A 24,924-nucleotide genomic window follows, 5' to 3' on the forward strand; every position below is an offset into this window, starting at 1 on the left:
CTTATTTCGGCAGGGCGCAGCGCGGGGCTGCGGGAGAGGGCAGCCATGTTACTCATTTCCAGATGTTGCTGCGACCCGTCTGATGCCTTCGCGGGCAAGCCGGGCGTGATCGTGCCCTCGCAGGGCGAGGGCACGATCAGTACTGAGTCAAGGCAGATTACAGACCCAGGTCAGACAGCCCCGGATGATCGTCCGGACGCCGGCCCAGCGGCCAGTGGAACTTGCGTTCGCTTTCCTTGATCGGCATGTCGTTGATGCAGGCGTAACGCTGGAACATCAGGCCGTTTTCATCGAATTCCCAGTTTTCGTTGCCGTAGGAACGGAACCAGTTGCCCGAGTCGTCGTGCCATTCATAGGCATAACGCACGGCGATGCGCGTATCGGAGTAGGCCCAGAGTTCCTTGATCAGGCGGTAATCCAGTTCCTTGGCCCATTTGCGGGTCAAGAACGCCTTGGCTTCTTCGCGGTTGTTGGCGAATTCGGCGCGATTGCGCCATTTAGTGTCCAGGGTATAGGCCAATGACACGCGCTGCGGATCGCGAGAGTTCCAGCCATCTTCGGCCAGGCGAACTTTTTCAATGGCCGATTCACGGTTGAAGGGCGGTAATGGCGGACGAACTTCGGCTGCAGTAGACATATTTGTCTCCCGGTCAAATTAACGATTTAACAACTTGTCAGGCTTATTAAGGCGTTACAGGTCCAATAACTTTCGCGCCATGCATTGCGCATTATCGGCGGCACTGTGATCACCCATCACAAGCGCTACGGTAATGGCACCGTCAATCAGAATCAGCAGCTGTTTGGCCAACAGTTGCGGGTCCTCGGCACCATGTTCGGTACACAGCTCGCACACGTAGTCGAGCAGCTTTTGTTTGTGGTCTTTGGCGACCAGCCGTACCGGGTCCTGTGGATCCCCGGTTTCGCCGCTGGTGTTGATGAAGGCGCAGCCCCGGAAGCCTTCCGAGGCGAACCAGCCCTTGAGCACGGTAAACAGGTTGAGCAGCCGGTCGGCCGGGGTTTCGGCCTGATCGACCGCGCTTCGATACCAGTGCATCCAGCGGATGTCGCGGCGTTGCAGGGCGGCGACGGTCAGCTCCTCCTTGCTGGCGAAGTAGCGGTAAATGCTTTTTCGGGAGACACCGGCGGTTTTCACCAGAAGATCCATGCCAGTGGCGGCGATGCCACTCTTGTAGATCAACTTTTCGGTGACATCCAGAATGATGTCGCGGGTCGAGTCGTTGCTTGTGATTTCGTTCATGTGGCGAACGGTAGAACGATCGTTCTCCTTGGTCAAGTGGAGATTTTATTGGCCTGCGAAAAAGCATTCGCGGACGAGCCCGCTTGCCCATCCGGAATGTGTTTTGCCGGGGTGACGGACACGCCCGCGAAGGCGACATTACAGACACTCACAAGACCCGAACGGGTTGATGGTGTAAGCTCTCGGACTCTTCGGATTCGACCCATTGCGAGCCCTATGCCGTTGCTTTTCAAACGCTCCCTGCTGCCCAAACTGCGCAGCTTTCCGCTGACCGCCGAGGCCGTGACCATTTTGTCCGGCGCCGCCGAGTTCCGTCGTTGCCTGCTGGAGAAAATCGCCCAGGCGACCCAGCGCATCTACCTCGTCGCGCTTTATCTGCAAAACGATGAGGCCGGTCAGGAAATCCTCGATGCCTTGCACGCCGCCAAACTCAAGCGCCCGGAGCTTGAAATCGCGGTGGTGGTCGACTGGCTGCGTGCCCAGCGCGGGCTGATCGGTGCCGGCAAGCAGCCGGGCAATGCCGCCTGGTATCAGGAAATGACCCGTACCCATCAGAGCGAAGTGCCGGTGTATGGCGTGCCGGTGCAGACCCGCGAGCTGTTCGGCGTGCTGCACCTGAAGGGTTTCGTGATTGACGATTGCGTGGTGTACAGCGGCGCGAGCCTGAACAACGTCTACCTGCACAAGTTCGACAAGTACCGCTTCGACCGTTATCACGTCTTGCACAGCCATGAACTGGCGGACTCGATGCATCACCTGGTCAAGCACGGTCTGATCGAGTCCAAGGCTGTGCATCGCCTCGACCTGCCGAACCTGCCGACCACCCGCAGCCTGCGCAACGACATCGGCGATCTGCGCAGCCGGCTCAAACACGCGGCTTACGACACCACCGCCGGCAGCGTCGACCATAGCGGTCTGTCGGTCAGTCCCTTGCTGGGCGTGGGCAAGAACAATCCGTTGAACCGGGTGATTCTGGAGTTGATCGCCAGTGCGCAGAAGCAACTGACCATCTGCACGCCGTATTTCAACCTGCCGTTGGGGATCATCCGCGAGATCAACCGGGCGCTGGCCCGTGGGGTGAAGATCGACATCGTGGTCGGCGACAAGACCGCCAACGACTTCTTCATTCCGCCCAGCGAGCCGTTCAAGGTGATCGCCGCGTTGCCGTACCTGTACGAAATCAGCCTGCGCCGTTTCGCCAAGCGCCATCAGCGCAATATCGACAGCGGCCAGTTGAACCTGCACCTGTGGCGTGAGGGCGACAACAGCTATCACCTCAAGGGCATGTGGGTCGATCAGCGTTACACCTTGCTGACCGGCAACAACCTCAATCCACGGGCGTTCCGCCTGGATCTGGAAAACGCGCTGTTGATCGATGACCCGAAAGGAGAGTGGCTGGAACCGCGACGCCTGGAGCTGGAAAACATCTTTGAACACACCGCACGGATCAAGCATTTCCAGGACCTGGAAACGCTGCCCAATTACCCGGCAGGCGTAGCCAAGTTTCTCAAGCGGGTGAGTCGGGTGCGGATCGAGCGGTTGCTCTACCGGATTCTGTAAGGATTCGGGATCTTCAAATGCCTTCGCGAGCAAGCCCGCTTCTACAGTGTAGAAGCGGGCTTGCTCGCGAAGGGGTCAACCAGACGCTATAAAACTCAGTTCAGACCCAGTTTGCCACGCAATGTGGACAGGTCTTCAGCCAGGGTATTGACCGGCCCGACCAGCGCCTTGCGGTCGTTGTCCTTGACCTTGTCATAGGTCTCGAAACCACCGTCCTTGGTCTTGTACTTGGCGAGGATCTTGTCGACGGTGGCGAAGTTCTTGTCGACTTTCGCGACAAACGCCTTGTCTTGCTTCTCGATCTGCGGACGGAACAGGTCGACGATTTTCTTCGCGCCGTCGATGTTGCCCTGGAAGTCATACAGGTCGGTGTGGCTGTAGCGGTCTTCCTCACCGGAGATCTTGGTGGCGGCGACTTCTTCCAGCAGCGCAGCGGCGCCGCCCACGACTTTCTCTGGCGGGAAGGTCAGGCCGGCCACGCGGGTTTGCAGGTCCTTGACGTCTTTGTCCAGGCCATCGGCCAGCGCGTCGAGGCCTTGCGTGGTTTTCTCGGAGAACAGCGAATATTCGATGCGGTGGAAGCCGGTGAAGTCTTCGGCTTTCACGCCTTTTTCGTGGTCGTCGACCCGGGAGTCGATCGACGCGTCAAGGTCGCTGAACAGCTCGGCGATCGGCTCGATCGACTCGTAGTAGACGCGGGTCGGCGCGTAGAGCTTCTGCGCGGTCGCCAGGTCGCCTTTCTTCACGGCGTCGGTGAATTGCTGGGTGTGGCTGGCGAGCTCATCCAGTTGCTCGGTGACGTAGATCTTGTAGTCCGAAACCGGCCCGACGAGGTCCAGTGGCGCGGTCGCGGCGAACACCGACAGCGGGGTGTTGAGCAAACCGAGGGTCAGCAATAACGCGAGTGGCGTCTTTTTCATGAGGCGGCTCCTGTGGCGATTGTTATGCAGTTGTTTTTGGTTGTGTGGCATTGAGCAGCGAGCGACCGATGAAGTCCTGATCGCCCGTGACACCCGGCAGGGTGAAGAAATAGCCGCCGCCGACCGGCTTGAGGTATTCCTCCAGCGGCTCACCGTTGAGGCGGGTCTGCACGGTGATGAAGCCTTTTTCCAGGTCGGCCTGGTAGCAGATGAACAGCAGGCCCATGTCGAGCTGGCCGTTCTTGTTCACCCCGTTGGAGTAGTTGAACGGCCGGCGCAGGATCAGGTTCGCCTGGGTCGCGGCGGTGCGCGGATTGGCCAGGCGGATGTGCGCATCGAGCTTGGTCAGCTTGCCTTCCGGGTCCTTGCTGTAGTCCGGGACTTCGGTTTCATGCTGGCCGCCCATGGGCGCGCCGGTGGCCTTGACCCGGCCGAGGATGCTTTCCTGCTCTTGCAGCGGCGTGCGGTCCCAGCGCTCGACGAAGTTGCGGATGATCCGCACCGCCTGATAGCTGCCGTGGGCGGCCCAGGCCGGCTCGTCGCTGCCCGGTTGTACCCAGACGATGCGATCCATGGCCTTGCCGTCGTTGGAGTCGGGGTTGGCCGAGCCGTCGCGGAAACCGAGGAAGTTGCGCGCCGATTGCGCCGGCACCCCCGGTTTGGCCGGGGCTTGCGGCGGTACGCTGCCTTCCTGTTTCCAGCGCACCAGCAGCAGGTCCGGCAGGTTCTTCACGATGTCACGCAGGGCGTGGATGTTGGTGTCGGCGGTGTTCGAGCAAAATTGCAGGCTCAGGTCGCCGTGGCAGCAATCGGCTTCCAGCGCATCGTTGGGGAAACCGACCATGCGGATCAGCCGCTTGGGCTTGGCGGCGGCGAGGCCGAAACGCTCGTCGAACAGCGACTCCCCCACGGACACGGTGATGGTCAGGTTGTCCGGTGTCACCACCGGGCCGAGGATGCCGGAATCGACTGGCGGCAACTTGGGATCGATCTGTGCCACCGGGCCGCCCTTCATCAGGAAGGCGATGCGCTCGTTGAGGGTGCGGAACAGCCGCTCGAGGTCTTCGCGGTCAGTGGCCAGCACATCGAACGACACCAGCATGCCGGACGCCGGGCGTGGGGTGACGATGCCGGTCTGGTGGGTGCCATGGAAATCGTGGCGATCTTCGGTCTTGTCGCTGCTCGGCGCTTCGGTGACTTGCGCGGGCGCGGCGGCCATGGCAGGGCAGCTCAGCGCGGAGCCGGCCAGTGCGACACCGGCGGCGCCCATGCCCATCAGTACACGGCGGCGTTGCAGGTTGAGGTTTTCGGAGTCATTCATTGCTATTCGTCTTCTGCTTACAGGCCGGAGAGGCCGAGGGCGGGATCAATGGCATCGAGGGCGTCGGCCAGGGCCTGGGCCTTGTCGGCGATCTGTTTGCGTTGCTCACCGTTGACGGTGTCGTAACTGGCGTAGCCGTCCTTGACCTTGAAGCCGTTGAGCGTGGTGTCGAAATCTGCCAGTGCACGGTCGATCTTCGGCAGCAGCTCGGCGGCGGATTTGCTCAGCAGCGGACGCAACAGGTCGACGACCTTGTGCGCGGTCTGCTGGTTGGCCGCAAAACCGTTGAGGTCGCTGTGGCTGTAGCGTTCCTCTTCACCGCTGGCGGCGCGCACGTCGGCCAGGGTGTTGAGATTGCGCACCACGATGCTCACCAGTTGCTCCGGCGGCAGCGATTGGGCCAGCAGTTGCTGTTTGAGCGAGGTGACATCGTCGAGCAAACGCTGGGCAACCGGGGCTAACCCCTCGAGATTGCGTTGCTGGAACAGCGCGTATTCGAGGCGATGGAAGCCGACGAAGCCCGGGTCCTGCTCGCGCTTTTCGAAGTAATCGGCGCGGGCATTGATGCCGTTGTCCAGTTCGCCCAGGCGTTGTGCGGCCGGGGCCAGGCGCTGGTAGGCGGCGCGGGCCGGCAGGTACAGCGCCTGGGCCTGGGCCAGGTCGCCGCTGGCGATGGCCTGGTTCAGTGCCGTCACGGCTTTGATCAGCGCGCTGCCCTGGCTGGCGAGGTACACGCGGAATTCCGACAACGGCCCGACAAACGCGACCATCGACGGCTTGGCCTTGGCGGCGGCATCCGAAGCGGCGGTCGGCGTCACATGCAGGGTGCCGCGCGGGTTGCTCAACAGGCCGCAGGTGATCGCGTAGTCGCCGGGTTGCAGGTTGGCGTTGATCACTTGGCTGAGGCCCGGCGCGATGTTCTCGCGTTCTTCGATCACCAGCACGCCATCGAGGATTTCCCATTCCACGGCGCGGTCGGAGCGGTTGACGATGCGGAAACTGGCGCGGCCGGCCGGCACCGTCAGGGCGTTGGGTTCACAGCTGTGGTCGTGAATGTTGACCACCACTTCGTCGCGATTGTGCTGACGCTTGGCGGCGGCCATTTTCGAGGCGTAGTAGAACAGGCCTCCGGCGGCGATCATCACCACCACCGAACCGGCCACCGCCCAGCGCAAGGCGCGGGGAGGGGAGGCCTGGGGAGACGTAGGCTTTGACATGAATGCCCTTACTGGTTGGAAACGGAAGATTGCGCAGCGGGTTTGGGCGCGGGAGCCGGGAGGAAAAACATCACCAGCGCCACCAGCAGATAAATCAGGTAGGCACCGAGGGTGCTGACGGTCGGCGCATCCTGGTAACCGAACATGCCGGCCAGCACCGAGCCCAGCGGGCCATCCATCGGCAGCGTCGCGCTGAAGTCGAAGAGCACGGTTTGCAGGTGATTCCACACCCCGGCTTCATGCAGGGCCTGCACCGAATTGGCGAGAATCCCGGCGGCCACCACCAGAATGAACAGCCCGGTCCAGCGGAAGAACGCCGAGAGGTTCAGGCGCATGCTGCCGGTGTAGATCAGGAAGCCGACGATGATTGCCAGGATCAGGCCGAGCAGGGCACCGATGGGCGCGGCCGGGCCTTCGCTCTGCTGGAACACCGCGAGCAGGAAGAACACGGTTTCCAGGCCCTCCCGGGCGACGGCGAAAAACACCATGGCGATCAGTGCGATGACCTGGTGTCTGGACGCGGTCAGCGCATGATCGAGAGAGGCTTGCAGCGAATGTTTGATCGACCGCGCGACCTTGCGCATCCAGAACACCATGGAACTGAGAATGCCCACGGCCACCAGCCCGACCACACCCTCGAACAGCTCTTGCTGCTTCTGCGGGAACTCGGCGCTGACCAGTTCCAGGCCACCGCCCACCAGCAATGCCAGGGCTGCGGCGAGAAACACGCCAATCCACACGGCCGGCATCCACTGGCCGCGACCGGTCTGTTGCAAGTAGCTGGCGATAATGCCAACGATCAGCGCGGCTTCAATGCCTTCACGCAGCATGATCAAAAAGGGAACGAGCATTCGGCATCCATCAAGTCAATCGAAGAGGTTACAAGTTGTAACATAATGACTTTCATTCTCACATGACATTCATTGACATGTACCTGAACCGTAGCTGAACAACCCTGAATATCAATGATTCTCAGACGGGGCCGAATCTGCGGGAGGGCCGTGATGCCAACCCGCTCCGACAGGGTTTTGTGTTGATTTTGAGCGGCTGCGTTAAGATGCCTGCCATTCGCACAAGCACAGGATTTGCCCCGTTCCATGTCGGAAAAAGACACCATCGCCATTCAACTGGTGCGTGAAGCGCTGTTGCAGAGTTGCGCGCCGGGCGTGGCCACGGATGAAGTCCTGAGCAAGGTCGGCATCGAGCCGGCGCTGTTGCAGACCGACGACGCCCGGGTTCCGGCCAGTCAATACGCGCGGTTGTGGCGCTTGCTGGCCCGGCGTGGCGATGACGAGTTCTTTGGCATGGACCCGCGCAAGCTCAAGTCCGGCAGTCTGGCGTTCCTCTGTCGCAGCGCCATGGCCCAGCCGACGCTGGCGGCCGGTCTGGACACCGGGCTCAATTTCCTGTCGCTGATGCTCGAACGGATGCCCGCACAACTGGTGCATCAGCAAAGCCTGGCGGAAATTGTCCTGCTGGAAGACGATCCGCAGCCGCGCCGGGCCTTCACCTATTTCACCTACTGGATGATCGTCCACGGCGTCGCGTGCTGGCTGGCCGGGCGACGGATTCCGATCCTCGCCATCGAATTGCGCTGCCCGGCACCGGACTTCAGCGCCGATTACCGGGTGATGTTCTCGGAAAACCTGCGTTTCGACCGCCCGCGCACGCGGATGATCTTCGCCGCCGATGTGCTGGACCTGCCGCTCAAGCGCAGCGCCGAGGAATTGAAACGCTTCCTCGCCCACGCCCCCGCGAACATTCTGGTGAAATACCGCGACCCGCAAAGCCTGGCCAGCCGGATCAAGCAGGATCTGCGGCAATTGCCCGCCGATCAGTGGCCGGAAACCGAACCTCTGGCCCAGCAGTTGTGCATGTCGGCCTCGACCCTGCGCCGCCGGCTGGCGGAGGAGGGCCAGACCTACCAGGGCCTCAAGGACAGCGTGCGCAAGGAGCTGGCGATCACCTGGCTGGCGGAGCCGTCGATCAGTTTCACCGAGATCGCCACTCGCCTGGGATTTGCCGATGCGAGTTCGTTCTACAAGGCGTTTCGCAAGTGGTCGGGGTCCAATCCGGGGCATTACCGCAGCCTGATTCTCAACGAGGCGTCCTGACCACCCGTCATATCCCGAGTCTTGGCCAAACCAGTCATCCATCTTGATGGCTTTGACCATTGCCCCGCACCCCGGGCGGCGCGAGTATTCCTCTGTTATTCACGGTTCCCCAACCTAATAAAAAACACAGAGGGATTCTGGCAATGCGCGATTACTTGTCTGCCATCGAACAGTTCAACTATCAGCACACCGTCCACGCGGCGCTCAGCGGCACGCTCGAAGCGCTCAACGCCTGTGTCGAATGCTGCGACCGGCACGCTTTGCCGGGGCGCATCGCGCTGTTCTGGGAAGGGCGCGATGGCTCCAGCGCCACGTACACCTTCAGCGACCTGCAAGACAAAGCCGCGCGTTTCGCCAATTTCCTTCTCGCCCAGGGCGTGCAGAAGGGCGACAAGGTTGCCGGCCTGCTGCCGCGCAATATCGAATTGCTGATCACCGTGTTCGCCACCTGGCGCATCGGCGCGGTGTATCAACCGCTGTTTACCGCCTTCGGCCCCAAGGCCCTCGAGCATCGCCTGAACAGCTCCGGCGCCAAAGTGGTGGTGACCGACGCGGTCAACCGGCCGAAGCTCAGCGAGGTCGCCGATTGCCCGACCGTGGTTACCGTTGGCGGCGCCAAAGGCCAGGGCATTGTCCGTGGCGATTTCAGTTTCTGGGCCGAGTTGCCCAATCATTCCAATGTCTGCGAACCGCTGCTGCTGAGCGGCGAAGACCCGTTCCTGCTGATGTTCACCTCGGGCACCACCGGCCCGTCGAAAGCCCTGTCGGTGCCGCTCAAGGCCATCGTCGCGTTCCAGAGCTACACCCGCGACGCCGTGGATCTGCGCCCGGAAGACGCGTTCTGGAACGTCGCCGATCCGGGCTGGGCCTACGGCATCTACTTCGGCGTCACCGGCCCGCTGTCGATGGGGCACCCGATCACCTTCTACGATGGCCCGTTCACACTCGAAAGCACCTGCCGGGTGATCAACAAATATGGCATCACCAACCTCACTGGCTCGCCGACTGCGTACCGTCTGCTGATCGCGGTCGGCGATGAATTCGCCAGGTCGATCAAGGGCAAGCTGCGGATTGTCAGCAGCGCCGGCGAGCCGCTGAACCCGGAAGTGATCCGCTGGTTCGCCGACAATCTCGGCGTGGCGATTCACGACCACTATGGCCAGACCGAGTTGGGCATGGTGTTGTGCAACCACCATGGCCTTGACCATCCGATCCACCTCGGCGCCGCCGGTTTCGCTTCTCCGGGTCATCGCATCGTCGTGCTCGACGAGCAGAACAACGAACTGGGCGTCGGTCAGCCGGGCATTCTGGCCATTGACCGCACCCAGTCGCCGATGTGCTGGTTCGCCGGTTACGCAGGTGCGCCGACCAAAGCGTTCGTCGGCCACTATTACCTGAGCGGCGACACCGTGGAGTGGAACCCGGACGGCAGCATCAGCTTCGTCGGCCGCAGCGATGACGTGATCACCACTTCCGGCTACCGGGTCGGTCCGTTCGATGTGGAAAGTGCACTGATCGAACACCCGGCGGTGGTCGAAGCCGCCGTGGTCGGCAAGCCCGATCCGGAGCGCACCGAGCTGGTCAAGGCGTTCGTCGTGCTCAACCCGCAATACCGCGCCGAACCGGCGCTGGCCGAAGAGCTGCGCCAGCATGTGCGCAAGCGGCTGGCCGCGCATTCGTACCCCCGTGAAATCGAATTTGTCAGCGAATTGCCCAAGACCCCGAGCGGCAAATTGCAGCGCTTTATCTTGCGCAACCAGGAAATCGCCAAGGCTCAAGAGGCTGCGGCGCACAACGTTTCAGCTTGAATCCAAGGAAACAGTCATGCAGATCGAGAACAAGGTTTTTATCGTCACCGGCGGCGCGTCCGGCCTGGGTGCGGCCACCGCTGAATTGCTGGTGAAAGCCGGCGGCAAAGTGATGCTGGTGGACATGAACGCCGAGGCCGTCGCCGCCCAGGCCCAGCGCCTCGGCGCGCAGAGCGTGGTGGCGGACATCAGCAACGAGGCTGCCGCCGAAGCGGCGGTGCAGGCGACGGTCAAGGCCTTCGGCAGCGTCAATGGCCTGGTCAACTGCGCCGGCATCGTGCGCGGCGAGAAGATCCTCGGCAAGAACGGCCCCCATGCGCTGGCGAGTTTCAGCCAGGTGATCAACGTCAACCTGATCGGCAGCTTCAACATGCTGCGTCTGGCAGCGGCGGCAATTGCCGAAGCCGAAGCCAATGCCGACGGCGAGCGCGGCGTCATCATCAACACCGCTTCGGTGGCGGCGTTCGATGGCCAGATCGGCCAGGCGGCGTATTCGGCCTCCAAAGGCGCGATTGCCAGCCTGACCTTGCCCGCCGCCCGTGAACTGGCGCGTTTCGGCATCCGCGTGATGACCATCGCCCCAGGCATTTTCGAAACGCCGATGATGGCCGGCATGACCCCGGAAGTGCGCGACTCCCTGGCGGCCGGCGTGCCGTTCCCGCCGCGCCTGGGCAAACCAGCCGAGTACGCCGCGCTGGTCGGGCATATCATTGAAAACAGCATGCTCAACGGCGAGGTGATCCGTCTCGACGGTGCCTTGCGTATGGCCGCCAAGTAAGGAGGATTTCCCATGACCATTGCCAACGATCCGATTGTCATCGTCAGCGCCGTCCGCACCCCGATGGGCGGCTTCCAGGGTGAATTGAAAAGCCTGACCGCACCGCAACTCGGTGCCGCTGCGATCAAGGCTGCGGTTGAACGCGCCGGTGTCGCCGCCGACAAGGTCGACGAAGTGCTGTTCGGTTGCGTACTGCCCGCCGGCCTCGGCCAGGCGCCTGCGCGCCAGGCTGCATTGGGTGCCGGGCTGGACAAGTCGACCCGTTGCACCACCGTCAACAAGATGTGCGGTTCCGGGATGGAAACCACCATCCTCGCCCACGACATGCTGCTCGCCGGCAGCGCTGACGTGGTGATCTCCGGCGGCATGGAAAGCATGTCCAACGCGCCGTACCTGCTGGACCGCGCCCGCAGCGGTTACCGCATGGGCCACGGCCGGGTGCTGGATTCGATGTTCCTCGACGGCCTCGAAGATGCCTACGACAAGGGTCGCCTGATGGGCACCTTTGCCGAGGATTGCGCCGAAACCAACGGTTTCAGCCGCGAGGATCAGGATGCCTTTGCCATCGCCTCGACCACCCGCGCCCAGCAGGCGATCAAGGACGGCAGTTTCAAGGACGAGATCGTCCCGCTGACCGTGACGGTCGGCAAGGAACAGGTGCTGATCAGCAATGACGAACAACCGCCGAAAGCCAAACTGGACAAGATCGCTTCGCTGAAACCCGCGTTCCGCGAGGGCGGCACGGTGACCGCCGCCAACTCCAGCTCGATTTCCGACGGCGCGGCGGCGCTGGTGCTGATGCGTCGCTCCCAGGCGCAGCAACAGGGGCTGAAACCGCTGGCGGTGATCCACGGTCACGCGGCGTTTGCCGACACCCCGGGCCTGTTCCCGGTGGCGCCGATCGGTGCGATCAAGAAGCTGCTGAAAAAGACCGACTGGTCGCTGGATTCGGTCGATCTGTTCGAAGTCAACGAAGCCTTCGCCGTGGTCGGCATGGCCGCCATGAAACACCTGGAAATCCCCCACGATAAGCTCAACGTGCATGGCGGCGCCTGTGCGCTGGGCCACCCGATCGGCGCGTCCGGTGCGCGGATTCTGGTGACCTTGCTCGCGACCCTGCGCCAGAAGAACCTCAAACGCGGCGTGGCGGCGATCTGCATCGGTGGCGGCGAAGCAACGGCGATGGCCGTGGAATGCCTCTATTGATGTTGACTTCCTCTGTGGGAGCGGGCTTGTCCGCTCCCACAGGGTTTTGTGCTGTACCCCGGATTTAAGGACTCACCATGATTCCCAACGAAGACCAACAACAGATCCGCGACATGGCCCGGCAGTTCGCCGAGGAACGGTTGAAGCCGTTCGCCGCCGAGTGGGATCGCGAACATCGCTTCCCCAAGGAAGCCATTGGTGAAATGGCCGGGCTGGGCTTCTTCGGCATGCTGGTGCCGGAACAATGGGGCGGCTGCGACACCGGCTACCTGGCCTACGCCATGGCCCTGGAAGAAATCGCCGCTGGCGACGGTGCCTGCTCGACCATCATGAGCGTGCATAACTCGGTGGGTTGCGTGCCGATCCTCAAGTTCGGCAATGACGATCAGCGCGAGCGCTTCCTCAAGCCGCTGGCCAGCGGCGCGATGCTCGGCGCGTTCGCCCTGACCGAACCGCAGGCCGGTTCCGATGCCAGCAGCCTGAAAACCCGCGCGCGGCTGGAAGGCGATCACTACATCCTCAACGGCAGCAAACAGTTCATCACTTCCGGGCAGAACGCCGGGATCGTGATCGTGTTTGCGGTGACCGACCCGAGCGCCGGCAAGCGCGGGATCAGTGCGTTCATCGTGCCGACCGATTCGCCGGGCTACACAGTCGCGCGGGTCGAGGACAAGCTCGGCCAGCATGCGTCCGACACCTGCCAGATTCTGTTCGAAGACGTGAAGGTGCCGGTCGCCAACCGTCTGGGCGAGGAGGGCGAGGGCTACAAGATCGCGCTCGCCAACCTTGAAGGCGGGCGCGTCGGCATTGCGTCGCAATCGGTGGGCATGGCCCGCGCCGCGTTCGAAGCGGCGCGTGATTACGCCCGTGAACGGGACACCTTCGGCAAGCCGATCATCGAGCACCAGGCCGTGGCCTTCCGCCTGGCGGACATGGCCACGCAGATCGCCGTGGCGCGGCAAATGGTGCATTATGCCGCCGCCCTGCGTGACAACGGTCAGCCAGCGTTGGTCGAAGCGTCGATGGCCAAACTGTTCGCCTCGGAAATGGCCGAGAAGGTCTGTTCCATGGCGTTGCAGACCCTGGGCGGTTACGGTTATCTCAACGACTTCCCGCTGGAGCGCATCTACCGCGACGTGCGGGTCTGCCAGATCTACGAAGGCACCAGCGACATTCAGCGCATGGTCATTTCGCGCAATCTTTAACCAAGGATTCTGCTCATGAATTACGAAACGATTTTGTTGGAAACCCACGGTCGCGTTGGCCTGATCACTCTCAACCGTCCGCAGGCGCTGAACGCCCTGAATGCGCAACTGGTCAGCGAAGTGAACCAGGCCCTCGACGGGTTCGAGGCCGACGCGAACATCGGTTGCATCGTCATCACCGGTTCGAAAAAAGCCTTCGCCGCCGGTGCCGACATCAAGGAAATGGCCGAGCTGACCTACCCGCAGATTTACCTCGACGATCTGTTCAGCGACAGCGACCGCGTTGCCAACCGCCGCAAGCCGATCATCGCGGCGGTCAATGGTTTCGCCCTGGGTGGCGGTTGTGAACTGGCATTGATGTGCGACTTCATCCTGGCCGGTGACAACGCGAAATTCGGCCAGCCGGAAATCAACCTCGGCGTGCTGCCGGGCATGGGCGGCACCCAGCGCCTGACCCGCGCCGTGGGCAAAGCCAAGGCCATGGAAATGTGCCTGAGCGGGCGCCTGATCGGTGCCGAAGAAGCCGAGCGTTGCGGCATCGTGGCGCGGATCGTGCCGAGTGATGAATTGCTTGATGAAGCGCTGAAGGTCGCGGCGGTGATCGCCAGCAAGTCGCTGCCGATTGCGATGATGGTCAAGGAAAGCGTCAACCGTGCTTTTGAAGTCAACCTGACTGAAGGCGTGCGTTTTGAACGCCGGGTGTTCCATGCGGCGTTTGCCACGCAGGATCAGAAGGAAGGGATGGCGGCGTTCATTGCCAAGCGGCCTGCCGAGTTCCAAGGCAAATAACGCGGCAAAATCAAGAGCCCCCTCACCTTGAGGGAGAGGGGGCTGACTGAGTTGCTTTCGAGAGTTGCACCGACCTGAACTACCGAGTCGAACTCAGGTTATGAAAAACATGTAGTCCGCGATCCATAATCGACTCGGTCTTTCAGGTCGACGTATTTCGTGCGATCACCTCGGTCGGCTCCCTCTCCTGGGGGAGAGGGCTGGGGGGAAGGCGTTACGGGTTACAATTGATAGTTCTTCAACTCCCGCGCAATCACCATCCGCTGAATCTCGCTCGACCCTTCATAAATCTGGGTAATCCGCGCATCGCGGTAGTACTTCTCGACCGGATAATCCTCCAGATACCCATACCCGCCGTGAATCTGGATTGCCGAAGAACACACCTTCTCGGCCATTTCCGAAGCAAACAGCTTGGCTTGCGAAGCCTCCGACAGACAGGGTTTGCCCGCCGTGCGCAGGCGTGCCGCGTGCAGGATCATCAAGCGTGCGGCGTTGAGTTGCATGTGCATGTCCGCCAGCAGGTTGGCGATGCTCTGGTGTTCGATGATCGGTTTGTCGAACTGCACCCGCTCCCTGGCGTAAGTCAGCGCCGCTTCGAATGCCGCGCGGGCGATGCCCAGGGCCTGGGCGGCGATGCCGATGCGTCCGCCTTCGAGGTTGGACAGGGCAATGGCCAGGCCCTTGCCGCGTTCACCCAGCAGATTGGCTTCGGGGATGCTGCAATTGTTCAGGGTCACGGCGCAGGTGTCGGAGGCGCGGATGCCCATCTTGTGTTCGGTGCGATCGACAATGAAGCCCGGGGTGTCGGTCGGCACCAGAAACGCGGAAATACCGCGCTTGCCAAGGTCGGGATCTGTGACGGCAAACACGATTGCCAGTTTGGCGCGCTTGCCGTTGCTGACGAACTGCTTGGCGCCGTTGATTACCCACTGGCCGTCACGCAATTCGGCGCGGGTGCGCAGGTTGTGCGCTTCGGAGCCGGCCTGGGGTTCGGTCAGGCAGAAGCAGCCGATCACCTGACCGCTGGCCAGATCCGCCAGCCAGGTCTGTTTCTGTTCTTCGCTGCCGTAGTTGAGCACCGGGCCGCAACCCACCGAGTTGTGAATGCTCATGAAGGCACCGGTGGCGCCGTCGCCGGCGGAAATCTCTTCCACCGCCAGGGCGTAGGCCACGTAGTCGAGATAGGTGCCACCCCATTCCTCGGGCACGACCATGCCCAGCAGGCCCAGCTCTCCCATCTTCGCCACCAGACCGTCATCGATCCAGCCGGCCTTTTCCCAGGCCTGGGCGTGGGGGGCGATTTCGCCACGGGCGAAGTCCCGGGCCATGTCGCGGATCATTACTTGTTCTTCAGTCAATTCGAGATCGTGCATGGCTCAGCTCCCGCTCTCAGCGAAACCGTGAAAGAAACTCGCGACATGCTCGGCGTCCAGCGCAGCGAGGGTCGGCGGGTTCCAGTGGGGTGATTTGTCTTTATCGATCAGCAAGGCGCGCACGCCTTCGATCAGGTCGCCGTGTTCGAACCACTGGCGATCCAGATGCAGTTCGAGGGCGAAGCAGTGTTCCAGGCTCAGGTGCCGGCCGCGCCGCAGCATTTCCAGGGTCACGCCCATCGCCAGCGGCGAACGGGTTTGCAGCAGATCGGCGGTGGCAGTCGCCCATTCATGGCTGTCGGCGACGGTCACCGCGCGCAGTTGCTCGACCATGCTCGGCACATCCGGCAAAGCGAAGAAGTGGTCGATGGCCGGACGCAAGGTCGCGAGCGGTGCGTCCGCGAGGGTTTGTACGCCAAGGCCGGCGAGCAGGTTTTGCAGATCCTTGAGCGGCGTGTCGTGCCACACCAGATGATCGAGTTGTTCATCGAGCTGGCCGAGTTTGCTGCTGTCGACAAACCAGTCGGCCAGCCCGCAATACAAGGCATCTGCCGCGCGAATCTGCACGCCGCTGACGCCCAGGTAAATGCCCAGCTCGCCGGGAATCCGGGACAGGAAGTAACTGCCGCCGACATCCGGGAAGTACCCGATCGCCACTTCCGGCATCGCCAGACGGCTTTTCTCGGTGACCACCCGCAGATCAGCGCCTTGCACCAGGCCCATGCCGCCGCCGAGGACAAAACCGTCCATCAGCGCCAGCACCGGTTTGCGGTAGTGGTGAATGGTCAGGTCGAGGGCGTATTCCTCGACGAAGAAATCTTCGTGCAGCGTGTCGCCGCTCTTGAAGCTGTCGTAGAGCGAACGGATGTCGCCACCGGCACAAAAGGCCTTTTCGCCGGCACCGCGCAAGACCACCGCGTGTACCTGGGCATCGCTTGCCCAGGCATCCAGATGCCGTTGCAGTTGGCGAACCATGTCCAGAGTGAGGGCATTGAGACCGGCGGGGCGGTTGAGGGTCAGGTGACCGATGTGATTGCGAACCTCGGCCAGCACGTCGTGTGGCGTGGCATCCATGGACGAAGTCCGCGGGGATGAAGCCTGAGCAGTCATCTCTAACTCCCTGCTTTTATTGTCTTTATTCGAGAAGCTCGCGCGCGAGCGTTGCTGGATCGTACCAGTGCAAATTTGTCGGGTACAACCGGGATATATGCAGGGGCAGCGTGCATTTTTGCAAGGTCATGGATCGACGCGGCCTGTGCAAATCCCGTTCGCAGGCGCTCACGACAGAATCGGCTGTGCGAACCACCTTATCAGCACAATAGGGGGGCGGGCATCCGCCCATACGACACCTGCCCCCAGGCGTGGGTTGGCATTCTGGCTGCCGGGTTTGAAGCCAGCCAGGTCAAGGGTTTCAGGCCCGAGGTCGGTAATTGCCCGACGCATTCTGTGCAAAACAATAAGAACGCTGCTGCGGTGAGAGCCGCATCAATCTCTGTTCCTGCCCATAAAAAGCGGCGCGCTGTGCAGCCGCGATAATTCCAAACAAATCGGGACTCAAGAAGATGAAAACAAGATGGCTGAGCGTGTCCGTACTGGCGCTGCTGTGCTCCACCGGTGCTGTCGCCAAGGAGTGGAAAGAGCTGCGATTCGGCGTCAACCCCAGTTACCCGCCGTTTGAGTCCACCACCGCCGATGGCGGGGTACAGGGATTCGGCGTGGATCTGGGCAATGCGATCTGTGCCGAGCTGAAACTGACCTGCGTGTGGGTCAGCAACGATTTCGACGGCCTGATCCCGGCGCTCAAGGCCGGCAAGTTCGACGCCATCGAATCCTCAATGACCGTCACCGACGCCCGCAAGAAGCAGATCGATTTCACCGATCGCCTGTACGCCGGCCCGACCGCCATCGTCACCCGCAAGGACTCCGGCCTGGCGCCGACCGCCGAATCGTTGCAGGGCAAGACCATCGGCTACATGCAGGGCACCATTCAGGAAACCTACGCCAAGGCCAAACTCGCTCCTGGCGGTGTGAAGCTGCGCGCCTACCAGAATCAGGATCAGGTCTATGCCGATCTGGTTTACGGACGTCTGGATGCTTCGATCCAGGACAAACTGCAAGCACAGATGAGCTTCCTGACTTCGCCACAAGGGGCGCCATTCCAGAACAGTGAAGGCATCAGCGACCCGCTGGTGCCCTCGGACATCGCCATTGGTGTTCGCAAGGGCAACGACGAACTCAAAGACATGCTCAATGCCGCCATCAAGGCTCTTCACGAGAAGGGCATCTACGCACAGATCCAGCGCAAGCATTTCGGCGATCTGGATCTCTACAACAACTGATTCACGCGCCCGGAGCCGCGTTCCGTGACGGAGCGTGGCGCCTGATCCCGGGCGCCTGACAGACAGGTGACTGGCGTGAACTCTTTCCTGACTCTGATTGGGCTCGATCTGTCGAGCCTGCAAGGCTACGGTCCATTGCTGCTGCACGGCACCTGGATCACCCTCAAACTCTCGGCCCTCTCGCTGCTGGTGAGCATGGCGCTGGGCCTGCTCGGCGCGGCGGCCAAGCTATCACCGCTCAGGTTGTTGAACCTGCCGGCGACGTTTTACACCACGCTGATTCGCGGCGTACCGGATCTGGTCCTGATGCTGCTGATCTTCTACAGCCTGCAAGGCTGGCTGAGCAGCCTGACCGAGTGGATGGGCTGGCCCTACATGGAAATCGACCCGTTCGTGGCCGGCATCGTCACCCTCGGTTTTATCTACGGCGCGTATTTCACCGAAACCTTTCGCGGCGCGATTCTCAGTGTGCCGCGCGGCCAGCAGGAGGCCGCTGCCTGTTTTGGCCTGAACCGCTGGCAGCGTTTTCGTTTCGTGGTGTTCCCGCAAATGATGCGCTTCGCGCTGCCCAGCCTGGGCAACAACTGGCTGGTGTTGCTCAAGGCGACGGCGCTGGTGTCGATCATCGGGTTGTCGGACTTGGTCAAGGTGGCCCAGGAGGCGGGCAAAAGCACGTTCAACATGCTCGATTTCCTGCTCCTGGCGGCCGCTTTGTACCTGCTGATCACCAGCGCGTCGAACTACGTGTTGCGCTGGCTTGAGCGTCGTTACAACCAGGGCGTGCGGGGGATGGCGCGATGATCGAGTTGATTTCTGAATACTGGAAAGCCTTTCTGTTCAGCGACGGTTACAACCTGACCGGTCTGGCCATGACCTTGTGGCTGCTGGTGGCGAGCATCGGCATGGGCTTCGTGCTGTCCCTGCCGTTGGCGATCCTGCGCGTCTCGCGCTGGAGTCTGCTGCGCTGGCCGGTGCAATTGTTCACCTATGTGTTTCGCGGTACGCCGCTGTATATCCAGTTGCTGATTTGCTACAGCGGTCTCTACGGCATTGCCGTGGTGCGCTCGCAACCGCTGCTTGAGGCGTTTTTTCGTGATGCGATGAATTGCACCTTGCTCGCGTTCACCCTCAACACCTGCGCTTACACCGTGGAAATTTTCGCAGGTGCGATCCGCAGCATTCCCTATGGCGAAATCGAGGCAGCCCATGCCTATGGCTTGAGTGGCTGGCGGTTGTACCTGCGGCTGATCCTGCCGTCGGCGCTGCGTCGGGCGCTGCCGTACTACAGCAATGAAGTGATTCTGATGCTGCACGCCACCTCGGTGGCCTTCACCGCGACCATTCCTGACATCCTCAAGATCGCCAGGGATGCCAACGCCGCGACCTTCCTGACGTTCCAGGCGTTCGGCATTGCCGGCCTGTTGTACCTCGTCCTGTCGTTTGCTCTGGTCGGTGCCTTTCGGTTGGCGGAGAAGCGCTGGTTGAGCTTCCAAGGCCCTGCGCACTAATTTCAATTTCATCCAGAGCGTTGCCGCCGATGGCGACGCTTGGGGAGACGCATGCATGTACAAATTGACGGTTGAACATCTATTCAAGCGCTTTGGTGACAACGAGGTGCTCAAAGGCGTCTCGTTGAACGCGCAGGCCGGCGACGTGGTAAGTATGATCGGCGCCAGTGGTTCTGGAAAAAGCACCATGCTGCGCTGCATCAATTTTCTGGAGCGGGCGGACGAGGGTGCCATTATGCTCGACGGCGAACGCATCATCACCCGCCCGGGCGCCGGTGGTATGCGGGTGGCGAATCCGGCACAGCTGCAGCGCTTGCGCACGCGCCTGGCGATGGTGTTCCAGCATTTCAATCTGTGGAGCCATCTGACTGTGCTGGAAAACATCGTGCTGGCGCCTTGCCGGGTTCTGGGCGTGAGTCGCAAGGTCGCCGAAGAGAGTGCCCGGGCGTATCTGGACAAGGTCGGTCTGCCGCAACGGGTGGCGGCTCAGTATCCGGCGTTTCTTTCCGGCGGCCAGCAACAGCGGGTGGCCATCGCCAGGGCGCTGGCGGTGGAGCCGGAGATCCTGCTGTTCGACGAGCCGACCTCGGCGCTCGATCCCGAACTGGTGGGCGAAGTGCTCAAGGTCATTCAGGCCTTGGCTGAAGAGGGCCGGACCATGTTGATGGTGACCCACGAAATGGGGTTCGCCCGGCAGGTGTCGAGCCAGGTGTTGTTCTTGCACCAGGGACGTGTGGAGGAGCAGGGTGATGCGACCATCCTCGACCGACCGGCGTCGGAACGGTTGCAGCAATTTCTATCGGGTCGTTTGAAGTGAAGGAAGACTTACATGGCGGATATCCGCGATCTGTCGATCGTGCTTGATCGTATCGATCAGGCCATCATCGAGGTTCTGCGCCACGAAGGGCGAATCACCTATCAAAAGCTCTCCGAGCGCGTGCATCTCACCCCCAGACCGTGTCTGGAACGGGTGCGCAAACTCGAACAGCTCGGGGTGATCCGGGGCTATGGCGCGATTCTCGATGAAAAAAAGCTGACGCCGGGGCTGTCCTTGCTGGTGCTGGTCGCGTTGTCGAACCAGAGCGGTCGCGCCGCGCAAAAAGCCTTCGAGGCCAAGGTCCGCGCCTGTCCGCAGGTGCTGGAATGTCGCTTGATCAGCGGTGCCTTCGATTACAGCCTGCGCATGCGCTGTCGGGACATGGAGCACTATCGGGTGCTGACCGAAGTCTGGTTCGACGACCCGGATCTGCACATCGACAAACTGGTCAGCCATCCAGAACTGGCGATGGTCAAGACCACGATGGAGTAACTCGCCAACCCATGAAAAATCGCAGCCAGGTGCTGCGATTTTTTATGCCCGTCACTTCGCCGATTCGGCTGGCCGGACAGCAAATTTCAGCCGTTTCCCACACGGCGCACGCGCTTCTCAGCCGGGTTTTTCCCGTCCCGGAACAGACAATGAGTGCCTCTCAACCCTTATTGAATCTGTGCCCATGCAAACCACCAATACCGTTTTGATGATTCGCCCGACACGCTTTTCGTTCAATCAGGACACAGCGGCGAATAACAGCTTCCAGCGTCCGGCGTGCGTTAGTGAAGACGTCCAGCTCAAGGCTTTGCAAGAGTTCGACGGTTACGTCGCGGACTTGCGCCGGCATGGCGTCGAAGTGCTGGTTCACAACGACCGTGAAGCGCCGCACACCCCTGATTCGATTTTCCCCAACAACTGGTGGAGCAGCCATCCCGACGGCACGCTGGTGTTGTACCCGATGCAGGGCCACAACCGACGGCTGGAGCGCGACAAAGGCGTGCTCGACTGGCTGCGCGAGCAATACCGGGTCGAAGAGACGCTGGACCTGTCAGGTTTCGAGCACCACGAGGTCTTTCTCGAAGGCACTGGCAGCATGGTGCTGGATCGCGAACAACGGATTTGCTACGCCGGATTTTCCACCCGCACCCATGCCCAGGCTCTGGATCAACTGGTCAATCACTTTGGCTATGAACTGTGTGCCTTCAATGCGGTGGATCGCCAGGGCGTGGCGATTTATCACACCAACGTGATGATGAGTGTGGGCACCCGGCTGGCGATCGCCTGCCTGGACAGCGTACCCCATATCCAGGAGCGCGAGAGCCTGCGTCTGCGTCTGGAAGACAGCGGCAAACAGCTCATCGCCCTTGACTGGGCGCAGCTCGAATCCTTCGCCGGGAACATGCTGGAAGTCCACGGCGCGGCGGGTGAACCGCTGCTGGTGATGTCGCGCACTGCGTGGCAATCGCTCGATGCCGGACAACGGCGCCTGATTGAAACCCACGCCACACCGCTACCGGTAAACATCGACACTATCGAGCGCATCGGCGGCGGCAGCGCCCGCTGCATGTTGGCCGAGGTGTTTTTGCCCAAGCGTCAGCCAATCCAGGAGTCCGCACGATGATCGTTCGTCCCGCCACACTCGCAGACCTCCCGGCCTTGCTGGCCCTGGCCCACAGCGCCGGCACCGGTTTGACCACGTTGCCGGCCGATGCCGCGCGTTTGCGCCAGCGCCTTGAATGGGCGGTGAAAACCTTTGCCGGCGACGCGCAGCGCGCCGATGCCGACTACCTGTTTGTGCTGGAAAACGCTCAGGGCGAGGCCATTGGTATCTGCGCGCTGGCTGGCGCGGTCGGCATGCGTGAACCCTGGTACAACTATCGACTCGGGCTGTTTGTGGCGGCCTCGAAAAATCTCGGTATCAATCAGCAACTGCCGACGCTGTTTCTGGGCAACGACATGACCGGACATTCCGAACTCTGCTCGTTGTTCCTCCACGCCGATCATCGCAGCGGCCTCAATGGCCGCCTGCTGTCCAAGGCGCGCTTTCTGTTTCTGGCGGAGTTCCGTGAGCAGTTCGGCGACAAGGTCATTGCGGAAATGCGCGGCTATTCGGACGAGGACGGCGTATCGCCGTTTTGGGAAGGTCTGGGCCGGCACTTTTTCAAAATGGATTTTGCCGATGCCGATTACCTCACCGGGCTGGGCAACAAGACGTTCATTGCCGAATTGATGCCCAAGTTTCCTTTGCCGACCTGCCTGTTGCCCGAGACGGCGAGAGCGGTTATCGGGCGTGTTCATCCGAACACTGAGCCGGCACTGGGCATGCTCAAGGCTGAAGGGTTCGAGCACCGCGATTACATTGATATCTTCGACGGTGGCCCGTTGATCGAATGCGCCACCGGCGAGATCCGCGCCGTGCGTGACAGTCAGGTGTTGCAACTGAGCATCGGCACGCCGGGGGATTCGGCGGAAACCTGGCTGATCCATAACCGCCAGTTTGCCGACTGCCGGATTACCGCAGCCCCTGCACGCGTGGCCGCCGGCACCTTGATCGTCGAGGCACACACTGCCTGTGCGCTGGGGCTGAGTGTCGGCGCATCGGTGCGCGCGGTCAGCCTGGCGGTTCCCGTGTCACAGCGGGTGGCGGCTTGACCCGTGGTCAGACCCGGCCGCTGAGCACTTCCCCAATGCTGCGTCGCTTGGCGTGCCGCTCACTGGCCTGAATCAACTGCTCCAGATCTTCCGGCGTGACGTCGTAGAACGCTTCCATATCCGCCAGGGCCAGTTTCAGATCCTGGGCGGTGATGGATTGGCTGTCGGTCGGCGGATGATCGGCGGGAATCGATGGCACTGGCTCGACCGGGCCTTTCGGGTAGCGAATGCGGGTCAGGTTGTTGTAGGCCAGTGCGCAGACCACCAGGCTCACCGCACTGAGCATTACCGGGCCCAGCGCTGCCCAGTCCATGCCGATGGTTACCGGATCGGCCAGGACCATGGTCAGCGCCACGGCGCCGGCCGGAGGATGCAGGCAACGCAGCCAGCACATCAAAATCAGCGCCATGCCCGCCGCGAGGCAGGCGCTGCCGAGGGTGCGGCCGAGCACGTGAGCCACCAGCAAGCCCATCACGCTGGCGCACAGGTAGCCGCCGACAATCGACCACGGCTGGGCGAGAGCCCCGGACGAAACGGCGAACAGCAGCACCGCCGACGCGCCGAGCGGCCCCATTACGTGATAGGCGGCCTGGATGCCGAACACCTGACTGCATGCCCAGACGCTGACCAGGGTGCCCAACGCCATGCCAATGGCGGCGCGGCTCCATTCAGTGGGGCGGGTGTTGATGGCGGCGGGGAACCAGCGAGCGAGCATGAAAAACCGATCCTCTTGAAGGCATTCCGGAAAACTCCGGGCAAAAAAAAGGACTTGTCCGGCTACCCGGAAAGCCCTCGAAGCGTTCCAACTATTGGGGGAGGAACGCGCACAGTGTGCCGATGAAACTGGATGCTGACAAATTCATATAAATGCACTTTCAATGCATTATTTTTGATCCATTGCCACGCGACGCCCGCTCATGAAGCAAAGGAACCCGCCCATCGCCGTGAGCGTGCCCAAGGCGTAGAACATGGTCGGCGCCGGGGTGTGCATCAGCAGGAAGCCGCAGATCACCGGACTCAGTGCGCCACCCAGGGCCGCCAGGTTCTGCGCGCCGTAGTAGCTGCCGCGCAGTTCTTCCGGGGCCAGAGTGTCGACGAACAGAAACTCCGAGGGGTAAATGATCATTTCGCCGAGGGTGAAGATGAACATCGCGACGCACCAGCTCAGCAGGCTGTCGGCCAGGCTGAACCCGATCAGGCCGAGGATGAACAGGCTGGTGCCGGCGGCAATCCAGTAGCGCAATTTCTCGCGGCTGAGGAAGCGACCGATCTGGTATTGCAGCAGGATCACCGTGATGGCGTTGCAGGCGAGCAGGGCGGCCATGGTTTGCAGGGCGCGTTTCGAATCTTCGACCACCAGCAGGTATTGCGACAGGTACAGGGTGAAGCGGCCATGTACCACGGTGCTGAGCAGGCAGCCGCAGGTGAACATGATCAGTGTGCGGTCGTTTTTCAACGTGACCAGGGTTTTCAGAAAACTCTGCGGCTGACCGACGGGGGTGACCGGGTTGGTGTCCTTCGGTATCCCGCTCATCAAAAAAATGCTGCCGAAGGCAATGGCTGCGGCAATCAGAAACGGCGCGATCGGGTAGACCCCGGCAATCACCACGCCGAGCATGGGGCCGGTGGCGTAGCCGATGTTGGTCAAGGTGTAGCGCAGGGAAAACGCCTTGGCCCGTTGGCTCATGGGCAGGTTTTCGCTGAGGATCGCCTTCGAACCGATCAGGAACAACGCCGATGCGGTTTCAGTGATGACCAGGGTCGCGGTGGTCAGGTAGAGGTTTTGCGCAAACGTCAGCAGTACGAAACCGACGGCGCTGGAGAGCATCGCCAGGATCAGCAGACGGCGCTTCTCCAGGCGGTCGATGATGTAGCCGCCGTACAACGCCAGCAGCGTGGCGATGAACACCGCGATGCCCAGCAACAGGCCGACGTCCTGCTGGTTGAGGCCGAGTTTGTTGCTCAGGAACAGGGTGAGCAAGGGACTGGTGATCGCACGGCTGACGACGATGGTCAGCGAGACGATCATCAGACGGCGGATGACGAGCGAGTAAGTGGCCACGGT

General features: G+C 61.7%; 24 protein-coding genes. 14 read left to right on the forward strand and 10 right to left on the reverse strand.

The window, feature by feature from the left end; genetic code table 11:
* Positions 1-157 precede the first annotated feature (157 nt).
* Both KVQ74_RS04915 and KVQ74_RS04920 read right to left on the reverse strand, forming a co-directional pair.
* A complete protein-coding gene (locus KVQ74_RS04915; protein ID WP_217829864.1) occupies positions 158-637 on the reverse strand; it encodes a nuclear transport factor 2 family protein in 480 nt (159 codons plus the stop codon).
* A gap of 54 nt (positions 638-691) precedes the next feature.
* Positions 692-1,258, reverse strand: a complete 567-nt coding sequence (locus KVQ74_RS04920) for a TetR/AcrR family transcriptional regulator (protein ID WP_217829865.1) — start codon at positions 1,256-1,258, stop codon at positions 692-694.
* Between the two features lie 216 nt (positions 1,259-1,474).
* On the opposite strand from KVQ74_RS04920, the gene pssA reads away from it, so the two are divergent.
* Positions 1,475-2,818 carry a CDP-diacylglycerol--serine O-phosphatidyltransferase gene (gene pssA, locus KVQ74_RS04925; protein ID WP_217829866.1) on the forward strand — a complete coding sequence of 448 codons (1,344 nt, stop codon included), beginning with the start codon at positions 1,475-1,477 and terminating at the stop codon, positions 2,816-2,818.
* A 95-nt stretch (positions 2,819-2,913) separates the two neighbouring features.
* Here the strand turns inward: pssA and efeO (KVQ74_RS04930) are convergent, their stop codons facing one another.
* The 4 genes from efeO (KVQ74_RS04930) to efeU are packed head-to-tail and all read right to left on the reverse strand — an operon-like array spanning position 2,914 to position 7,127.
* The gene (efeO, locus tag KVQ74_RS04930) at positions 2,914-3,738 is read right to left on the reverse strand and encodes an iron uptake system protein EfeO (protein ID WP_217829867.1); all 825 of its coding nucleotides are present in this window, start codon (positions 3,736-3,738) and stop codon (positions 2,914-2,916) included.
* A gap of 22 nt (positions 3,739-3,760) precedes the next feature.
* A complete protein-coding gene (efeB, locus tag KVQ74_RS04935; RefSeq protein ID WP_217829868.1) occupies positions 3,761-5,059 on the reverse strand; it encodes an iron uptake transporter deferrochelatase/peroxidase subunit in 1,299 nt (432 codons plus the stop codon).
* A gap of 17 nt (positions 5,060-5,076) precedes the next feature.
* Positions 5,077-6,276, reverse strand: coding sequence for an iron uptake system protein EfeO (gene efeO / locus KVQ74_RS04940; protein WP_217829869.1), 1,200 nt, complete (start codon positions 6,274-6,276; stop codon positions 5,077-5,079).
* An 8-nt stretch (positions 6,277-6,284) separates the two neighbouring features.
* Positions 6,285-7,127 carry an iron uptake transporter permease EfeU gene (gene efeU / locus KVQ74_RS04945; protein ID WP_217829870.1) on the reverse strand — a complete coding sequence of 281 codons (843 nt, stop codon included), beginning with the start codon at positions 7,125-7,127 and terminating at the stop codon, positions 6,285-6,287.
* Positions 7,128-7,373: 246 nt separating this feature from the next.
* Between efeU and KVQ74_RS04950 the strand changes: the two genes are divergently transcribed.
* The 6 genes from KVQ74_RS04950 (at position 7,374) to KVQ74_RS04975 (ending at position 14,176) form a co-directional block, all read left to right on the forward strand.
* Positions 7,374-8,390: an AraC family transcriptional regulator gene (locus tag KVQ74_RS04950; protein ID WP_217829871.1), complete on the forward strand. Its 1,017-nt coding sequence runs from the start codon at positions 7,374-7,376 to the stop codon at positions 8,388-8,390.
* A 143-nt stretch (positions 8,391-8,533) separates the two neighbouring features.
* The gene (locus KVQ74_RS04955) at positions 8,534-10,198 is read left to right on the forward strand and encodes an AMP-binding protein (protein ID WP_217829872.1); all 1,665 of its coding nucleotides are present in this window, start codon (positions 8,534-8,536) and stop codon (positions 10,196-10,198) included.
* A gap of 16 nt (positions 10,199-10,214) precedes the next feature.
* Positions 10,215-10,976 carry an SDR family NAD(P)-dependent oxidoreductase gene (locus tag KVQ74_RS04960; RefSeq protein WP_217829873.1) on the forward strand — a complete coding sequence of 254 codons (762 nt, stop codon included), beginning with the start codon at positions 10,215-10,217 and terminating at the stop codon, positions 10,974-10,976.
* 12 nt (positions 10,977-10,988) lie between these two features.
* Positions 10,989-12,182: an acetyl-CoA C-acyltransferase gene (locus KVQ74_RS04965; protein WP_217829874.1), complete on the forward strand. Its 1,194-nt coding sequence runs from the start codon at positions 10,989-10,991 to the stop codon at positions 12,180-12,182.
* A gap of 77 nt (positions 12,183-12,259) precedes the next feature.
* Complete coding sequence (locus KVQ74_RS04970) at positions 12,260-13,387, forward strand: acyl-CoA dehydrogenase (protein ID WP_217829875.1); 1,128 nt, start codon at positions 12,260-12,262, stop codon at positions 13,385-13,387.
* 15 nt (positions 13,388-13,402) lie between these two features.
* Positions 13,403-14,176, forward strand: coding sequence for an enoyl-CoA hydratase (locus KVQ74_RS04975; RefSeq protein ID WP_217829876.1), 774 nt, complete (start codon positions 13,403-13,405; stop codon positions 14,174-14,176).
* Positions 14,177-14,397: 221 nt separating this feature from the next.
* On the opposite strand, the gene KVQ74_RS04980 is transcribed toward KVQ74_RS04975, so the two are convergent.
* Together KVQ74_RS04980 and KVQ74_RS04985 are read right to left on the reverse strand one after the other, a co-directional pair.
* Positions 14,398-15,549 carry an acyl-CoA dehydrogenase family protein gene (locus tag KVQ74_RS04980; protein ID WP_217829877.1) on the reverse strand — a complete coding sequence of 384 codons (1,152 nt, stop codon included), beginning with the start codon at positions 15,547-15,549 and terminating at the stop codon, positions 14,398-14,400.
* Positions 15,550-15,552: 3 nt separating this feature from the next.
* Positions 15,553-16,659 carry an enoyl-CoA hydratase/isomerase family protein gene (locus tag KVQ74_RS04985; protein WP_217829878.1) on the reverse strand — a complete coding sequence of 369 codons (1,107 nt, stop codon included), beginning with the start codon at positions 16,657-16,659 and terminating at the stop codon, positions 15,553-15,555.
* Positions 16,660-17,111: 452 nt separating this feature from the next.
* On the opposite strand from KVQ74_RS04985, the gene KVQ74_RS04990 reads away from it, so the two are divergent.
* The 7 genes from KVQ74_RS04990 (at position 17,112) to astA (ending at position 22,859) form a co-directional block, all read left to right on the forward strand.
* Positions 17,112-17,888: a transporter substrate-binding domain-containing protein gene (locus KVQ74_RS04990; protein WP_217829879.1), complete on the forward strand. Its 777-nt coding sequence runs from the start codon at positions 17,112-17,114 to the stop codon at positions 17,886-17,888.
* 75 nt (positions 17,889-17,963) lie between these two features.
* Positions 17,964-18,689 (forward strand): ABC transporter permease, encoded by a 726-nt coding sequence (locus KVQ74_RS04995; protein ID WP_217829880.1) that lies wholly within the window; start codon positions 17,964-17,966, stop codon positions 18,687-18,689.
* Positions 18,686-19,396, forward strand: a complete 711-nt coding sequence (locus KVQ74_RS05000) for an ABC transporter permease (protein WP_217829881.1) — start codon at positions 18,686-18,688, stop codon at positions 19,394-19,396. Before KVQ74_RS04995 ends, KVQ74_RS05000 begins: the two co-directional genes overlap by 4 nt.
* Positions 19,397-19,451: 55 nt before the next feature.
* Positions 19,452-20,213 carry an ABC transporter ATP-binding protein gene (locus KVQ74_RS05005; RefSeq protein ID WP_217829882.1) on the forward strand — a complete coding sequence of 254 codons (762 nt, stop codon included), beginning with the start codon at positions 19,452-19,454 and terminating at the stop codon, positions 20,211-20,213.
* Between the two features lie 12 nt (positions 20,214-20,225).
* Complete coding sequence (locus KVQ74_RS05010; RefSeq protein ID WP_007974731.1) at positions 20,226-20,705, forward strand: Lrp/AsnC family transcriptional regulator; 480 nt, start codon at positions 20,226-20,228, stop codon at positions 20,703-20,705.
* Between the two features lie 184 nt (positions 20,706-20,889).
* Positions 20,890-21,828 (forward strand): citrulline utilization hydrolase CtlX, encoded by a 939-nt coding sequence (ctlX, locus tag KVQ74_RS05015; protein WP_217829883.1) that lies wholly within the window; start codon positions 20,890-20,892, stop codon positions 21,826-21,828.
* Positions 21,825-22,859, forward strand: a complete 1,035-nt coding sequence (gene astA / locus KVQ74_RS05020) for an arginine N-succinyltransferase (RefSeq protein WP_217829884.1) — start codon at positions 21,825-21,827, stop codon at positions 22,857-22,859. Before ctlX ends, astA begins: the two co-directional genes overlap by 4 nt.
* Positions 22,860-22,866: 7 nt before the next feature.
* On the opposite strand, the gene KVQ74_RS05025 is transcribed toward astA, so the two are convergent.
* Together KVQ74_RS05025 and KVQ74_RS05030 are read right to left on the reverse strand one after the other, a co-directional pair.
* Positions 22,867-23,574: an HPP family protein gene (locus KVQ74_RS05025; RefSeq protein WP_217829885.1), complete on the reverse strand. Its 708-nt coding sequence runs from the start codon at positions 23,572-23,574 to the stop codon at positions 22,867-22,869.
* 168 nt (positions 23,575-23,742) lie between these two features.
* Positions 23,743-24,921 (reverse strand): MFS transporter, encoded by a 1,179-nt coding sequence (locus KVQ74_RS05030; protein WP_217829886.1) that lies wholly within the window; start codon positions 24,919-24,921, stop codon positions 23,743-23,745.
* Positions 24,922-24,924: the final 3 nt, after the last annotated feature.

The sequence above is a fragment of the Pseudomonas botevensis genome, assembly GCF_019145475.1.
Classification (GTDB): Bacteria; Pseudomonadota; Gammaproteobacteria; order Pseudomonadales; family Pseudomonadaceae; genus Aquipseudomonas; species Aquipseudomonas botevensis.